The 15,658-nt window shown below is 53.3% G+C and carries 11 protein-coding genes and 1 tRNA gene; 7 read left to right on the forward strand and 5 right to left on the reverse strand.

The window, feature by feature from the left end; all coding sequences use genetic code 11:
* Window positions 1-87 precede the first annotated feature (87 nt).
* Window positions 88-160, forward strand: a tRNA-Lys gene (locus HF894_RS05610).
* A 222-nt stretch (window positions 161-382) separates the two neighbouring features.
* On the opposite strand, the gene HF894_RS05615 is transcribed toward HF894_RS05610, so the two are convergent.
* The 4 genes from HF894_RS05615 to HF894_RS05630 form a co-directional block, all read right to left on the reverse strand.
* Window positions 383-2,380: a glycoside hydrolase family 97 protein gene (locus HF894_RS05615; protein WP_204971392.1), complete on the reverse strand. Its 1,998-nt coding sequence runs from the start codon at window positions 2,378-2,380 to the stop codon at window positions 383-385.
* A 210-nt stretch (window positions 2,381-2,590) separates the two neighbouring features.
* Complete coding sequence (locus tag HF894_RS05620; RefSeq protein WP_394369821.1) at window positions 2,591-5,614, reverse strand: glycoside hydrolase family 3 N-terminal domain-containing protein; 3,024 nt, start codon at window positions 5,612-5,614, stop codon at window positions 2,591-2,593.
* 28 nt (window positions 5,615-5,642) lie between these two features.
* Window positions 5,643-6,494 (reverse strand): bifunctional metallophosphatase/5'-nucleotidase, encoded by an 852-nt coding sequence (locus tag HF894_RS05625; protein ID WP_075319268.1) that lies wholly within the window; start codon window positions 6,492-6,494, stop codon window positions 5,643-5,645.
* 37 nt (window positions 6,495-6,531) lie between these two features.
* Entirely contained in the window at window positions 6,532-7,308 is a 777-nt protein-coding gene (locus HF894_RS05630) for a 5'-nucleotidase C-terminal domain-containing protein (RefSeq protein ID WP_204971394.1), read from the reverse strand.
* Between the two features lie 620 nt (window positions 7,309-7,928).
* On the opposite strand from HF894_RS05630, the gene rplS reads away from it, so the two are divergent.
* Window positions 7,929-8,282, forward strand: coding sequence for a 50S ribosomal protein L19 (gene rplS, locus HF894_RS05635; protein WP_021846403.1), 354 nt, complete (start codon window positions 7,929-7,931; stop codon window positions 8,280-8,282).
* Between the two features lie 317 nt (window positions 8,283-8,599).
* Here rplS and HF894_RS05640 read toward each other — a convergent pair whose 3' ends face one another.
* On the reverse strand, window positions 8,600-9,571 hold the full coding sequence (locus tag HF894_RS05640; protein ID WP_021846402.1) for an ROK family protein: 972 nt from the start codon (window positions 9,569-9,571) through the stop codon (window positions 8,600-8,602).
* A gap of 207 nt (window positions 9,572-9,778) precedes the next feature.
* On the opposite strand from HF894_RS05640, the gene HF894_RS05645 reads away from it, so the two are divergent.
* From HF894_RS05645 to HF894_RS05665, 5 genes are all read left to right on the forward strand, one after another.
* Window positions 9,779-10,495 (forward strand): ABC transporter ATP-binding protein, encoded by a 717-nt coding sequence (locus HF894_RS05645; RefSeq protein ID WP_075319266.1) that lies wholly within the window; start codon window positions 9,779-9,781, stop codon window positions 10,493-10,495.
* Window positions 10,496-10,584: 89 nt separating this feature from the next.
* Window positions 10,585-11,844, forward strand: coding sequence for an ABC transporter permease (locus HF894_RS05650; protein ID WP_204969086.1), 1,260 nt, complete (start codon window positions 10,585-10,587; stop codon window positions 11,842-11,844).
* 37 nt (window positions 11,845-11,881) lie between these two features.
* A complete protein-coding gene (locus tag HF894_RS05655; protein WP_204971395.1) occupies window positions 11,882-13,123 on the forward strand; it encodes an ABC transporter permease in 1,242 nt (413 codons plus the stop codon).
* Between the two features lie 61 nt (window positions 13,124-13,184).
* Window positions 13,185-14,300 carry an efflux RND transporter periplasmic adaptor subunit gene (locus tag HF894_RS05660; protein WP_021846398.1) on the forward strand — a complete coding sequence of 372 codons (1,116 nt, stop codon included), beginning with the start codon at window positions 13,185-13,187 and terminating at the stop codon, window positions 14,298-14,300.
* A gap of 25 nt (window positions 14,301-14,325) precedes the next feature.
* A complete protein-coding gene (locus HF894_RS05665) occupies window positions 14,326-15,654 on the forward strand; it encodes a TolC family protein (RefSeq protein ID WP_204971396.1) in 1,329 nt (442 codons plus the stop codon).
* Window positions 15,655-15,658: the final 4 nt, after the last annotated feature.

Raw genomic sequence — 15,658 nt, forward strand, 5'->3', positions numbered from 1 at the left:
CCAAAGGAATAAAATAAAAACGCTAATAATATTTGCTATTTAAAAAGGAATGACTATCTTTGCACCCGCTTAACAGCAATAAGGTTTGATTCGCTAGCTCAGCAGGTAGAGCACAACACTTTTAATGTTGGGGTCTTGGGTTCGAGCCCCAAGCGGATCACTTAAAATCAGAGAGTTACACAAAAGTAGCTCTTTTTTTTATGCTTGAATTGCGCCGGTTTACATGGGGATATTCAGTAAACCAGATCAAGGGTCAGCGGATATTACTTCATTTCATATAAACAGTTTTCATAAAAAACAGGGGCAGCGTCTAAATTTGATACATAAATAATATCATTCCGACACGCCCCTAAGTTTTTCGATTTTTTCAATCTTATCAAATCTACTTCTTCTGGATTTTAGCTACATATCCACCACCTGGATACATTTTTATTTGAATCTTTCTATCGAAAGATAACTCACCAACTTGTTTACGATAATCCGTTCCTTTACGATGAGCATTCACTCCATCGCAAAATTGTTCAAGCTGATATTTGCCTTCAGGCAAAAAAGACAAATCAATAGTCAACTCACGGGTATTCCAATCGGTAATTCCACCTACATACCAAACATCTCCCTTACGACGAGCAGTCACAATATATTCGCCCATCTTACCTTCCAAAACTCTCGTTTCATCCCATACAGTAGGAATTTGTGCTATAAAATCTGTAGATTCTGGCTCGCGCATATAATTGCTAGGAGCATCACAAAGCATATTCAACGGAGACTCCAGCACTACATACAACGCCAATTGACGACAACGCGTACCTTGGCTCATCGGTTCAGAATAGCAAGGATAATAATGTCCCTTAGCTGCATTACGCATAGCTCCTTGAGTGTAATCCATAGGTCCAGCAACTTGACGAATAAAGGGAAGCATAACATCATATTTTACTTGATCATAAGATACTGGATTCCACTTTAATTGTTCCAATCCATTTACACCTTCAAAATTGAGCACATTAGGATAAGTTCGATTCAAGCCTGCCGGTTTAGACGTCCCATGTAAATCAAGAACCAACTTATATTTAGCACACATCGCAGCTGCACGATAATTAAAGTCGGTTATAATCTGATCGTCGCGATCCATAAAATCAACCTTAAAGCCTTTTATTCCCATTTCTGAATAATGACGGCATATGTTTTCCATATCACGATCAAAAGCATAATATCCAGCCCAAAGAATAATGCCTACATTACGCTGCTTGGCATAATCCACCAATTCGCGTAAATTAATATCCTTGACAACCTGCATCAAATCCGCTTTCAAATTTACGGCCCATCCTTCATCCAAAATAACATATTCTATCCCTTTAGATGCCGCAAAATCAATATAAGCCTTATAGGTTTCATTGTTTACTCCCGTCACGAAATCAACTCCTTCCAAATTCCAATCATTCCACCATTCCCATGCTACTTTACCCGGCTTAATCCACGAAGTATCGTCGACACGTGAAGGAGCGGCCAACAGATAACTCAGATTGGAAGCGGCCAAATCCTTATCCGAAGTAGAAACAATAGCTATACGCCAAGGGAACGTACGCGCTTTCTCAACTTTGGCTATATAATTTTCCCGTTCAGTTACCAACATCTGAAGCTGATTATGCCCGCCTTGTTTTAACTGCTTTGGATAAGGAGCAAAAACCGCACTCAACCGATTACTTCCCTGGGAAGCAGACAAATAAAGTCCTGGATAATTTTCCAAATGAGTTTCTGTTATACACATCTTCATACCTTCGCCTACATTCACAACTACAGGCAAAAACATCAGCCTTTGTTTATGCAACTTAGATAAAGATGTAGTTGTATATTCATTTTCAAATGAATTAAAGAACTGAGCGTCAGGGGTATCTTCATTCCAATTTCTGACATATGGAACTGAAGCTACCGCATCAAAAGGAAAATTAAAATCAGATTGTTCCGAAACAATATTAAAAGGCTTTTCCACATCGCTTACAAAGCGATAGGCAATCCCATCATCATATGCTCTAAATTCGACTCGATAATGTCCTTTAAAGAATAAAACCAATTCATTATAATGATCTCTAATTTGAGCAGCGCGATAGAATGGAGAAAACACCGTTTCGTCCACACTCTTACGCCGACTTTTTTGAATACGAACACCAGTGCCCCACACCGTTCCATTATCCAAAGTCATGGAAATATTTGATGGAGCCATTATCTGGCGACCGTTACAAACGACATCGTATGTCAATTGTTCACCAGCCACAATTGTTGTAGATAAATTTCCCCCAGGAGATTTCAAAACAAAACTTTTTTGGGCGTACACTGAAATTCCTAATACGCACCACAATAATAACAATAAAACAGCCTTCTTCATTGTCAAAACAATATTTAAATTATAAAATCTAAAACTATCTCATAAAGTTAATCAAGCAAAACCACAGCTCTTGACTACAAATTACTTCATCAACATCAAAGAAAAGTCAAACTATAGACGTTTACAATATATATGAATATTATAAACAAGATTGTTGATTTTTAATAATAAATGCATAGTCAAAGTTGTGCCATCGATAAACCTTCTCTATCATCTTCCTGTGCGCAAAGCTCGGTATATCGTCTCATGAATACGTTCACGCACATCAAGCTCCATCAACAGATTGTTACAGACATCGGGAGAAATACGATTGCTCAAAAACACGTAGACAAGACCATTGTCGGGATCGACCCAGGCACAAGTACCCGTAAAGCCTGTATGGCCATAGACGGAAGCAGGAGCAGATTCACAACAAGGGCTGAAGCGCTCATTGGCCTTGCCAGGCTTATCGAAACCCAATCCCCGACGGCTGATGCGTGAAGTCTGAGTCGTAAACGTTCGGCATGTCTCGGCACTCAAGTAACGCTTGCCCTGATAGACTCCGTCGTCGAGTAGCATCTGGCAAAGGGCGGCGACTTCGGAAGCATTCGAGAACAGGCCAGCATTGCCCGACACCCCACCAAGAAAAGCGGCCGACTCGTCGTGGACAAAGCCTCGCAAAGTAGTCTTGCGCAGGAAGGCATCAGTCGAAGTAGGTACGATGTGGCGAGCAGACAGGAAAGCCAAAGGACGAAAACCTGTATGTGTCAATCCCATCGGCCCATAAAATTCTTTGTGAAGGAATTCATCCATCGAAAGGCCCGTACGAACTTCGACTACCTGCTGGAGAAGGATGAAACCCACACAACTATAGCGGTAACGTTTGTCGCGAAGGCGCGCATCGGCAATCTTCCGCATCATCTCCTGCTTGAAGGAGGCTTGGAGCCAAAGGCTATCGGACACCTGAATGGTGCAACTATCAGTCCTGAAAGGAGAAGTCAACCCTGCACGGAAACGAAAATGGGGATTGCCCCACGTTTTACGTCCGAGGCGGACGGTGTGGAGGCGATCGGCACTCGCTTTAAACAACGTGCCGGCGTAGCTTTCCTTGTCGATAGCATCCTGATAGAACAAGATAGTAGAAGGCAAACCCGACTCGTGCATCAACAATTCGCGAATAGTGATGCGCTCCTTGTCCGTCCCCTTCAGGAAAGGAAGGTAAGTCGAAGCGTAGTCGGTCAAGCTAAGAAGGCCCTGATCATAGAGTTTCATCACGGCCAGCAGAGTGGCCGTCATCTTGGTAAGCGAAGCCAGGTCGTAGACGTCGGTTGCCTCCACGGGAACCTTTCCTCCTTTCTCCTGCGTACCGAAAGCCTTGTTGAACATCTCGTGCCCATCCTTCCACACGACGACCTGACAACCAGGAAAAGCCCCCTTGCGGATACCCTCCTCCACGATGTCGTCAATCTGAGAAAGAATGCCCGCATCCATGCCATGTTCGTCGGGGTTGTAGCGGGGAAGCGTGCGCGGCTCGATGGTGACGCCCTCGCCTGCAACAAAAGCTTCGCCGATGCTGGCCGAAAGACGACCGTCGGCACCCGCTACGCCATAGAGTATATCCGCCACGCCTTGTTGCACCTCTTCGTCGGAGGCATGGGCCAGAACTACGGCCGACGCCTTCTTGAGGCATCCGTCCATCCACGACTCCAACCGATAACCTTGGACGAAAAGAACATAAACCACGGGGACTTCTGGAGCAAAGGTTTCAAAGAAAGTGCGATAGGCGTCCAGATTGTCCTCAGTGACACACACCAGTACCCGACGATAGGAAGCAAGTCGTTTCTGGAACGCAGCACATTGCGAGGCATTCATGCCACGCGCCACGTCGAACCGCTCGGGCTCGGCATAGGGACGCAGGGCTTGCATGAAGGGCATCAGCTCCGCATGGTCGCCCACGTTGACTACGGCCACGTCTTTCAATGTAGGATCCAAGGGCAAGGTCTTCTCCTCGTTGCCCAGCACGGTGACGGCCGCCAGACTCAAGCGGCGCACAAGGTCGCGCGCCTGAGGCGTATTGAGCCGCGTACTGAGTCCCGACAGGCGTACGAAAGGTTTCCGATTCAATCCCAACGCATATTTGTAGGTCAGCACCTTGCGGCATCGGCGCGCAATGTCTTCTTTGGAAAGTTCGCCGTGCTTCACGGCACGAAGTACCGCATCGACATCTTCCTTGATGCGACGCGGCACGAGCAACTGGTCATGGCCCGCCTTCAACGCCTCGAGGCAGAGGGAAGCGCTACCCGAAACGCCTTTCATGGCAAGGGCGTCCGTAAAAACCAGCCCCTTGAAGCGAAGTTCATCGACGAGGAGGTCGTGTGTAATCTTGCGCGAGAGGGAAGTAGGCACTCCTTCCCTACCCTCCAGCGCGGGTACGGCCAGATGGCCCACCATGATGCCGTTCAGCCCCGCGTCTATCACCTGGCGGAAGGGATAAAGCTCCACACTATCCAATCTTTCGCGCGAGAAGCGCAACGTGGGCAGGGCTTTGTGGGAATCGACGTTCGTATCGCCATGACCAGGGAAATGCTTGGCTACAGAAACCACGCCTCCGTCTTCGAGGCCACGGGCATAGGCCACAACCTTGCGGGCCACGTTCGCGGGGTCTTCGCCAAAGGAGCGGGTATTGATGACGGGGTTCGAGGGATTGATGTTCACGTCGGCCACAGGGGCAAAGTTGACGTGGATGCCCATCTCGCGGCACTCGCGGGCCACCTCGCGCCCGTATTCGTAGAGCAGGCTATCGTCGGCGATGCATCCCAACACCATGTTGCGAGGAAAGCGGGGCGTCTCCTTCAGGCGCATGGCCAGGCCCCATTCGCCATCCAAGGTGATCATCAGAGGTACGTCGGCCCACTCCTGAGCCAGATTGGTCAGCGCCACCTGATTGGGCACCTCGCCGGCGGAGAACAAGAGGCCGCCCACCTTGTAGTCTTTCACCACCTTGCGCAGGAGATCTACGTTTGCCTTGGTCTGTGTGGGAGCAATCGTATAGATGAAAAGCTGGCCGATACGCTCGCGCAGGCTCAAGGTCTGCATGACGGAGTCCACCCATTGACGGCAACCTGCATCGTCTTTCATCGCATAGAGGAAGGAAGCCTCTCCGCGGGGCGTGGAAGCAGGCACGCTTTGGGCATCGGACATAGGACGGTTGACAAAGAACAATATCAGGACGGCCAGCAGGCAGATGCGTTTCAACGAAGTGTTTTTCATAGCGGCTGAGAGATTATTTTTTCGTTAACGTCAATGTCCACACTCCCACATACACGCCGTTCTTGCCCGTATGGAACACGGGCGTCTCGCGCCCCTCGGCATTGGGGTAGAAGGCGGGAGTCTCCATAAACGTGTGCGAGTGTCCGCCAAGGATGGCGTCGATGCCCGAAGTGGCCACTACCAGCTTCTCGTCGCTCATGGCTTTGGGATCGATACCGCGGATGCCCAGATGCGACAGGCAGATGACGGCGTCGCAATGTTCCTCGTTACGAAGGAGGTCGGCCATCTCCTGCGCCACGGGGATGGGGTCTTTGTAAACCACGCCCTGACACTTGTCGGCCTGTATCAGTCCTTCGGGTTGGGGAGCCAGGCCGAAAAGGCCGATGCGCAAGCCGTCGCGTTCGATGACCACATAGGGCTTCACCAGTCCCTCGAGCGGCGTACCTGTCACGTCGTAGTTGGAGCAGACCACCGGAAAGCGAGCCATGCGGAAGAGGCGGGCCATGTTCTCCATACCGAAGTCGAACTCATGGTTGCCGATGGTCATGGCGTCGTAGCCCATGTGGTTCATCAGCTGGATTTCGACCTCGCCCTTGTAGAAGTTGTAGTAGGGCGTGCCTTGCGAGATGTCGCCACAATCGAGCACGAGCGTGTTGGGATGTTCGGCACAGAACTGGCGGACGAAGGCGGCACGGCGGGCCAATCCACCCTTACCGGCATCGGCGTCGGCGGCATCGGCGGCCAGGGGTTCCACACGGCTGTGCATGTCGCTCGTCTGGAGCAGATAGAGTTCTTTTGTCTGCTGGGCGGAGAGGCTCAGTGCCAGGCATCCGGCCAGCCAAAGCAGCATATAGATTCGTTTCATCATTGCGATAATCCTTTCTTTCTTGAGTTTACATTGTTCATTTCTTCATCACCACACGGCCTTCGATGCGCGCCTCTATCTTCCGTCCGGCAGCCGTCTCGCGCTCCACGTAGTCCATGAAAAGGCCGCGGAGCGTGGCTTCCTCGGGACACTGGCGCTGGCTGGCGCGGGTCAGGGCCGCCATACCGTCGTTGCCCTCGGCCAGGAAGTCGATGGTGCCCACGGTGTAGGTGCGCCCCTCGTCGATGGCCTGTCCGCCCACCTTCGCCTCGAGCAGGTGGCCTTCGGCATCGATGACCAGGTTCAGCCCGCTCACCCCCTCACCGCCACGGGCGGCAATGTTGGCGCAAAGCTCCTTCAGGGCGGCTCCGCCCAGCGTGAGCACACAGAGCGAGTTTTCAAAGGGCAGGATTTCGTAGATGTTCTGCGTGGTGATGTTGCCCTCGGTCAGCACGTTGCGAATGCCGCCCACGTTGACCAGCCCCACGTCGGCCGGACGGCCCAGCACGCTGGCGGCGGCCTGGCGCAAGACGTCGGCTATGAGGTTGGACAGGGGACTTTCGGGACGGAAGCGGTCCATCAACACGGCGGCCACGCCTTTCACCTCGCCCATCACGCTATCCACCCCAGCCTTGTAGGGCTCCAGCAGCGCCAGGGCATCCTTGTCAGGCTCCGCATCCCAGGTGGCGTCCATCGCCACCCGCGTGCCTTCCACCTTCGTCACTTCGTATTCCGCACGGCAGGAGACCAAGCCGCATACGCAGGCCAGCAGCACCACCGCCATCCACTTCGAGTATGTATTTTTCTTTTCCATGCGTTCATCGTATTTTTAAACCGACACAAAAATACGAAAAAAAATCGGAACTAGCAATAGGCATCATCCACAAGAACGCCACATGTTCCGACCTACGCTTCAAGCGTCACAAATATCACAAATCACAAATCACAATTATCGAAAATAGATTTTCAACCCAGCCAAAGGAAGCGGGAGCGAAAAATAATATTATATATATATTATATATAATATAATATATATATAATATTAAATTATTTAACACTTCTCTTTCGGTACAACAGGTAAAAATCGTTTCGGCTAATTGTGATTTGTGATTTGTGATAATCGTGATCAGAGGAAGAAGAAACAGGCTAAGAAAATATTAAACACTGCACATCTAAACAAGCAAAGAGAAAAAGAGACAAACGCTTCCACCACACCAGCACCCGCACCCAACCATTCACCACGAAAAACCAGTCCTTCAACAAAGACGAACGGCCGGCTTTTCCTCGCAAAAGCACAAAAAAAGCGCCAAACATTTGTGTATCCGACAAATAATTCGCACCTTTGCATCCGCTTTCGCGCAATCGCTGTCAGGAAAAACAGAGAGAAGCCTGGTATGTTGCGTAGTAACGATAACAATTTAACCAATTAGAACAATGGATTTAATTAAAATTGCAGAAGAAGCATTTGCTACCGGCAAGCAGCACCCCAGCTTCAAGGCAGGTGACACCGTAACCGTAGCATACCGTATCGTAGAAGGTAACAAGGAACGCGTTCAGCTGTATCGCGGCGTTGTTATCAAAATTTCCGGCCATGGTGAAAAGAAGCGTTTCACCGTTCGCAAGATGTCGGGTACTGTAGGTGTAGAACGTATCTTCCCCATCGAATCACCGGCTATCGACAGCATCGAGGTGAACAAGATCGGTAAAGTTCGTCGCGCCAAGTTGTACTACCTGCGCAACCTCACCGGCAAGAAAGCTCGTATCAAAGAGAAAAGAGCCAACGCCTAAGGCCAAGGCCGTCTGGCCAGAACAAAATAAAAGAGGGAAGCTTCCACATACGGAGGCTTCCCTTTTTTATGACAAAAAGCGAAGGCTATCGCCCACCCCACTCCAGCAAAATCCGCCAAGAACGAGGCTCCCGAAGACAGGAACAGATGCAAAAATTGCCGTTTCCATCGAAGAAATTCACAAGCGGACGCTAGTCTGCACCTCCTTCCAAAGCGACGACAGGCCTTGCATTGCAACATAAAAATAACTGACACAGACGGGCGACGATCATTTTCCGCACCCGTTGTGCCAGTTCTTTCAATTTCTTACAAAAGCGGTTACTTCAGCTCCCAGCCCAGCGCACTGGCACCCAGCACGGCAGCATCGGCATCCTTCAGCTCGGACATCAGCAACTTGGTCTTGCCCTTGTAGATGTTGAGCACGTTCTTGTCGATGGACTCCTGGATAGGCTTGAAGATATAGTCGCCCGACTTGGCCAGACCGCCGAAGAGCACGATGGCTTCGGGGCTCGAGAAGGCGATAGCATCGGCCAGCGCTTCACCCAAGATCGTACCCGTAAAGTTGAAGATGTCCTGAGCCAGCTTGTCGCCCTTCACGGCAGCGTCGTACACATCTTTCGACGTGATGTTCTCGGCCGGGATGGAGCGGAGCAGACTGGGCTCTGTGCGGGCCGTCAGGAACTCGCGGGCCGTGCGTGCCACGCCCGTAGCCGAACAATAGGTCTCGAGGCATCCTTTGCGACCGCAACCGCAGACACGTCCATTCTCGCGGCGCACGATGACATGGCCCAGCTCGCCGGCAAATCCGTCGTGGCCATAAACCAGCTGGCCGTTGATGACGATGCCGCTACCTACGCCCGTACCCAGCGTGATCATGATGAAGTCCTTCATACCACGGGCCGCGCCGTAGGTCATTTCGCCGATGGCGGCCGCGTTGGCGTCGTTGGTCAGAGCCGTCGGTATGCCCAGGCGCTCTTCGAACAAGGCAGCCAGGGGAATGACACCCTTCCACGGAAGGTTGGGAGCAAACTCGATGGTACCCGTATAATAGTTGCCGTTGGGGGCACCCACGCCGATACCCTTGATTTTATCTTTTCCGCCATTGGCTTCGAGCAGGGGAAGCAGGTTCTTGCAAACTTCGTCCACGTATGTTTCCACTTCCGTATAAGCGCCCGTCTTGATAGAGCTGCTTGCAATCACCGTTCCACGCGCATCTACAATGCCAAATACAGTATTCGTACCGCCTATGTCGATACCCACCACATAGGGTTTCTCCATGTTCGTATTCATGATATTCTCTTTTGTTTAAAGGGTTAATATTAATGTTGGTTACAAATTTGACAAAGAAAAACGAAACAACAAAATCTTTTCCCTAAAAAAAAGATACCCGACACGCACACGTTAGCAGAAAAAAAGAAAAAAAGTCCGTATCTTTTGCAACTTTTTATCACATACGTGCGTCTAATAGCGAAAACAAGCATAAAATCGAAGAAAGTCGTGATACAGCTAAAAGACATCAACAAGACCTACTACAACGGAGCGCCGCTCCACGTTCTGAAGGGCATCAATCTGGATATCGCAAAGGGAGAGTTCGTATCCATCATGGGTGCATCGGGGTCGGGAAAGTCCACCTTACTTAATATATTGGGCATACTGGACAACTACGACACGGGCGAATACTACCTGAACGGCACGCTCATCAAGAACCTGAGCGAGACACGCGCCGCCGAATACCGCAACCGCATGATAGGCTTCATCTTCCAGTCGTTCAACCTCATCTCGTTCAAGAACGCGGTGGAGAACGTGGCCCTGCCCCTGTTCTACCAGGGCGTGAGCCGCAAGAAACGCAACACCCTGGCGATGGAGTACCTCGACCGCCTGGGCCTGAAGGACTGGGCCCACCACATGCCCAACGAGATGAGCGGCGGACAGAAGCAACGCGTGGCCATCGCCCGTGCCCTCATCACCCGTCCGCAAATCATCCTGGCCGACGAGCCAACGGGAGCCCTCGATAGCAAGACCTCGGTCGAAGTGATGCAGATCCTGAAGGACCTCCACCAGACGGGCATGACCATCGTCGTCGTGACCCACGAAAGCGGTGTGGCCAACCAGACGGACAAGATTATCCACATCAAGGACGGCGTGATAGGCACCATCGAAGAGAACCTGAACCACGACGCTTCGCCTTTCGGCCGCGACGGGTTCATGAAGTAATTGTTTAATGGAAAATGGAGAATGGCCCCCCCATTCTCAAATCACAAATCACAATTATCACAATTATCAATTTTCAATTCTCAATTCCCATGATTGACCTTTGGCAAGAAATATACGGCACCCTGCGGCGCAACAAGCTACGCACCTTCCTGACGGGCTTTGCCGTGGCGTGGGGCATCTTCATGCTCATCGTGCTGCTGGGCGCGGGCAACGGCCTCATCCACGCTTTCGAGCAAAACTCGTCCGAACGGGCGCTCAACTCCATCCGCATCTTCCCCGGCTGGACCACCCAGTCGTACGACGGCCTGAAGGAAGGGCGGCGCATCGAGCTGGACAACCGCGACCTGACGGACACCGAAACGCAATTTCCCGACAACGTGACAAGCGTGGGCGCCACCGTGCGCCAGAGCGGCCTCAACATCAGCTTCGGCAAGGAGTACGTCAACCTCTCCCTGCTGGGCGTACACCCCAACTACACGGAAATCGAGGCCGTAAAGACCGCCGAGGGGCGCTTCATCAACGACATCGACCTGAAGGAGCGGCGCAAGGTCATCGTCCTCCACCAGAAGTCGGCCGATATCCTCTTCGGCAAGACCCACACCGAGCCCATCGGCCAGTTTGTCAACGCCGGGGGCGTGGCCTATCAGGTGGTGGGCATCTACAACGACCAGGGCAACAGCGAACCGAGCGAAGCCTACATCCCCTTCAGCACCCTGCAGACCATCTACAACAAGGGCAACAAGCTGAACAACATCCTCCTGACCACCGACGGCCTGACCTCCCTCGAGAGCAACGAAGCCTTCGAAGCGGAATACCGCCGCGTCATCGGCGCCAACCACCGCTTCTCGCCCGACGACACGGGCGCCATCTGGATATGGAACCGCTTTACCGACTACCTGCGCACCATGAACGCCATGGGCATCCTGCGCACGGCCATCTGGGTCATCGGCATCTTCACGTTGCTGAGCGGCATCGTGGGCGTGTCGAACATCATGCTCATCACCGTGCGCGAGCGCACCCACGAGTTCGGCATCCGCAAGGCACTGGGCGCCAAGCCGGCTTCCATCCTGTGGCTCATCATCGTGGAGAGTGTCGTCATCACCACCCTCTTCGGCTACATCGGCATGGTGGCGGGCATCGGCGTGACGGAGTGGATGGACAACACCTTCGGCAACCAAACGATGGATGCCAGCATGTTCCAGGCCAAGATGTTCAGCGACCCGACGGTAGACCTTCGCATCGCCATACAGGCTACAGTGACGCTCATCGTAGCCGGCACGCTGGCCGGTTTTTTCCCTGCCCGCAAGGCCACGAAAATCAAGCCCATCGAGGCATTGAGGGCGGATTAATGGAGAATGGGAAATGGATAATTGAAAATTAGGCATTATGAAAATAGACAAAGATACCTGCGAGGAAATCCTCGTCACCATCACCCGCAACAAGACGCGAAGCCTGCTCACGGCCTTCGGCGTATTCTGGGGCATCTTCATGCTCGTGGCCCTCATGGGAGGCGGCCAAGGCATGGAGCAGGAGTTGCGTAAAGAATTCGAAGGTTTTGCCACCAACTCGGGCTTCATCTTCGCCCAAAAGACGGGCGAGGCCTACAAAGGCTTCCGCAAAGGACGAAGCTGGGACCTCGAAATGGCCGACGTGGAGCGCATCGGCAAACTGGCCCCCATAGAGATTTCCACTCCCTCGGTAGCCCAATGGGGCAAAACGGCCATCTACGAGGGCAACAAATACGATTGTAGCGTCAAAGGGCTCTACCCCGACTACGAACAGATAGAGCATCAGGAAATGGCCTACGGACGCTTCATCAACGACGTGGACATCCGCGAAGCACGCAAGGTGTGCGTCATCGGCAAGCGTGTCTACGAGAGCCTCTTCCCCAAGGGAGGTGACCCCTGCGGCAAGTACGTGCAAGTGGACAGCATCTACTATCGCGTGGTGGGCATGTGCTCGTCCGAGGGCAACGTCAACATACAGGGACAGGCTTCCGAAGCCGTCACCCTGCCCTATACCACGATGCAAAAGATGTACAACCTGGGCAACACCGTCGAGCTCGTGTGCTTCACCATGAAGCCTGGAGTGAAGGTGGCCGACGTGGAAGAGCAGGTGAAGCAAACCATCAAGGCCGCCCACTACATCTCGCCCGACGACCAGCAGGCGGTGATGATGCTCAACGTGGAAGCCATGTTCTCCATGATAGATGCCCTGATGACGGGCGTACACATCCTCATCTGGATGGTGGGGCTGGGCACGCTCTTTGCAGGAGCCATCGGCGTGTCGAACATCATGATGGTCACCGTGCGCGAGCGCACCACCGAGATAGGCATCCGACGCGCCATCGGGGCCCGTCCGCGCGACATTCTCCAGCAGATACTCTCCGAGAGCATGGTGCTGACTACCGTGGCAGGCATGGCGGGTATTTCGCTGGCCGTGCTGGTGCTCCAGGTGCTCGAGGCGGCGGCCAATCCGCAGGGTGTCGTCGAGACGCACTATCAGGTCAGCTTCGGCATGGCCGTGGGTACCTGCGTGCTGCTCATTGCCCTCGGCGTGCTGGCGGGGCTCGCGCCGGCCTACCGCGCCATGGCCATCAAGCCGATAGAGGCGATACGCGACGAATAGTTGTTCCACCTCCGATTTACTCCATCCTATTATAGAAATAAAAACAAAAAAACATATCGACATGAAAACAAGAAAGATTCTGAAAATCGCGTTGCTGGTCATCGTGGCCGGCATCTTCATCTGGACCTTCGTGTTCCTGTACCAGAAGTCCCAACCCGAAGTCACCCTCTACGACACCGTCCGCCCCGCCGTGGCCGACCTGGAAAAGACCACCGTCGTCACCGGCAAGATAGAGCCGAGAGACGAAGTCCTCATCAAGCCTCAGATATCGGGCATCATCGAAGAAGTCTACAAGGAAGCCGGCCAGAAGGTGAAGAAGGGCGAAGTGATAGCCAAGGTGAAGGTCATTCCCGAACTGGGTACGCTCAACGCCGCCGAGAGCCGCGTACGCCTGGCCGAAATCAACGGGCGCCAGGCCGAAACCGACTTTGCCCGCCTCGAGAAGCTCTACGCCGACAAGCTCATCAGCTCCGAGGAGTACGAGAAAGGGGAAGTGACCGTAAAGCAGGCCCGCGAGGAATTGCAGGCCGCCAAGGACAATCTTCAGATCGTGAAGGAAGGCATCACGCAGAGCAGCGCCTCCTTCTCGAGCACCCTGATACGCTCCACCATCGAGGGCCTCATCCTCGACGTGCCTGTCAAGGTGGGTAACTCGGTCATCATGAGCAACACCTTCAACGACGGTACGACCATCGCTACCGTGGCCGACATGAACGACCTCATCTTCCGCGGCAACATCGACGAAACCGAAGTGGGTCGTGTGAGCGAAGGCATGCCCGTCAAGATTACCATCGGCGCCTTGCAGGATCTCACCTTCCAGGCTACGCTGGAGTACATCGCGCCCAAATCGACCGAAGACAATGGCGCCAACCAATTCGAGATCAAAGCGGCCGTTAGTGTTCCCGATACGGTGGTCATTCGCTCGGGCTACTCCGCCAACGGCGAAATCGTGCTCGAACGTGCCAGCCAGGCCCTCGCCATCCCTGAAGGATGCGTGGAGTTCAAGGACGACAGCACCTTTGTCTATGTGCTGACCGATAGCGTGCCCCAGCAGGTCTTCCGCCGCCAACCCATCGAAGTGGGCATGAGCGACGGCATCCAGATAGCCGTCAAGAGTGGCATCACCGACAAGGACCTGATACGCAACAACACCAAGAATCAGGAAAAAGAAGACTAACCCCTAAAACCTTACTTATACAGATATGAACAAACTATCCGCCATAGCCGCACTGGCCTGCCTCGCCACAGGCCTTCAGGCACAAGAGACGTGGTCGTTGCGCCGATGCATCGACCATGCCATCGAACACAATATCGACATCCGCCAGGCCGCCAACATGGCCGAGCAGAGCGCCGTCGAAGTGAACACCGCCAAGTGGGCCCGCCTGCCCAACCTGAGCGGAGGAGCCAACCAGAGCTGGAACTGGGGACGTACGCAAACCGCCGTGCCCGACGAGACGACTGGCGACTACTCCACCGTCTACGTCAACACGGCCAGCAACGGCACCAACATGCAACTTTCTACTAGCATTCCCCTCTTCACCGGCCTCGAGCTGCCCAACCAGTATGCCCTGGCCAAGCTGAACCTGAAGGCCGCCACCGCCGACCTCGAGAAGGCCAAGGAAGACATCTCCATCAACATCGCTTCGGCCTATCTGCAGGTGCTCTTCAACCAGGAGCTCCACGAAGTGGCCCTCGGGCAGGTGGAACTGAGCCTCCAGCAATGCAAGCGCATCGAAGGACTGGCAGGCGTGGGCAAGGCTTCGAGTGCCGAAGTGGCCGACGCCAAGGCCCGCGTGGCGCAAGACCGCATGACGGCCGTGCAAACCGAAAACGACTACCGCCTCGCCCTGCTCACCCTGAGCCAGCTCATCGAACTTGAGTCGCCCGAAGGCTTCGTGCTCGAATCACCCTCTACGGCCATCGCACCGTCGCCCATCACCCCGCCCGACGATATCTATCAGACAGCCCTCACTGGCAAGGCTTCCATCCAAGCCGCCCAATACCGTCTGGAGGGAAGCAAACGTAGTGTCCGCATCGCCCAAAGCGGCTATTATCCGCAACTGAGCCTCAACGGAAGTCTGGGTACGAGCTACTACTCCACCATCAACCGCACCTTCCGCCAGCAGATGGGCGACAACTTCAGCAAGTACCTGGGCGTGAGCCTCAGCATACCCCTCTTCAACCGCCTGGCTACGCGCAACCGTGTTCGCACCGCCCGCCTCCAGCAGGAGAACTACGCCCTCCAGCTGGACAACGCCAAGAAGACGCTCTACAAGGAAATCCAGCAGGCCTGGTACAACGCCACCGCCGCCGAAAGCAAATATACCAGTAGCCATGCGGCCGCCCTGGCCAGCGAGGAGTCTTTCCGCCTGATGACACAGAAGTTCGAGAATGGCAAAGCCAACGCCGTGGAGTTCAACGAAGCCAAACAAAACCTGATGAAGGCACAAAGCGACGAGCTCCAAGCCAAGTACGACTACCTGTTCCGCACCAAGATATTGGACTTCTACAAGGGGGTACCTATCGAATAAGAAA

The sequence above is a fragment of the Caecibacteroides pullorum genome (assembly GCF_019239235.1).
In the GTDB taxonomy this organism is placed as follows: domain Bacteria; phylum Bacteroidota; class Bacteroidia; order Bacteroidales; family Bacteroidaceae; genus Bacteroides; species Bacteroides pullorum.

What these genes read in the sequence shown, in the direction of transcription:
- rplS (WP_021846403.1), top strand. Translation starts at nt 7,929, where the DNA reads ATGGATTTAATTAAAATTGCAGAAGAAGCATTTGCTACCGGCAAGCAG.
- HF894_RS05665 (WP_204971396.1), top strand. Translation starts at nt 14,326, where the DNA reads ATGAACAAACTATCCGCCATAGCCGCACTGGCCTGCCTCGCCACAGGC.
- HF894_RS05660 (WP_021846398.1), top strand. Translation starts at nt 13,185, where the DNA reads ATGAAAACAAGAAAGATTCTGAAAATCGCGTTGCTGGTCATCGTGGCC.
- HF894_RS05655 (WP_204971395.1), top strand. Translation starts at nt 11,882, where the DNA reads ATGAAAATAGACAAAGATACCTGCGAGGAAATCCTCGTCACCATCACC.
- HF894_RS05625 (WP_075319268.1), bottom strand. Translation starts at nt 6,494, where the DNA reads ATGAAACGAATCTATATGCTGCTTTGGCTGGCCGGATGCCTGGCACTG.
- HF894_RS05640 (WP_021846402.1), bottom strand. Translation starts at nt 9,571, where the DNA reads ATGAATACGAACATGGAGAAACCCTATGTGGTGGGTATCGACATAGGC.
- HF894_RS05630 (WP_204971394.1), bottom strand. Translation starts at nt 7,308, where the DNA reads ATGGAAAAGAAAAATACATACTCGAAGTGGATGGCGGTGGTGCTGCTG.
- HF894_RS05615 (WP_204971392.1), bottom strand. Translation starts at nt 2,380, where the DNA reads ATGAAGAAGGCTGTTTTATTGTTATTATTGTGGTGCGTATTAGGAATT.
- HF894_RS05650 (WP_204969086.1), top strand. Translation starts at nt 10,585, where the DNA reads ATGATTGACCTTTGGCAAGAAATATACGGCACCCTGCGGCGCAACAAG.